The following is a 244-nucleotide window of genomic DNA, read 5'->3' as shown; positions in this document are numbered from 1 at the left end:
CCTTGAGCGTGCCCGGCCGGTGCTGCAGGTACTTGGCCAGCGGGTGACGCATATGGGGGCGGTGGGCGCAGGCCAGGTGACCAAGGCCTGTAACCAGATGATCGTGGCATGCAACGCCTTGGTCATTGCCGAAGTCGTGGCGTTGGCCGAGCAGTCCGGGGTGGATGCGACGTTGATCGCCGAAGCGTTGGCCGGTGGCTTTGCCGACTCCAAGCCCCTGCAGATCCTGGCGCCGCAAATGGCC

General features: G+C 66.0%; 1 protein-coding gene. It reads left to right on the top strand.

The window, feature by feature from the left end:
- The coding region (locus SB765_RS32850; protein ID WP_410932923.1) for an NAD-binding protein at positions 1-244 on the top strand (244 nt) is incomplete at both ends.

It is taken from the genome of Pseudomonas sp. SIMBA_067 (genome assembly GCF_046534675.1).
In the GTDB taxonomy this organism is placed as follows: Bacteria; Pseudomonadota; Gammaproteobacteria; order Pseudomonadales; family Pseudomonadaceae; genus Aquipseudomonas; species Aquipseudomonas putida.
This window is presented reverse-complemented; position numbering and strand designations above follow the sequence as displayed.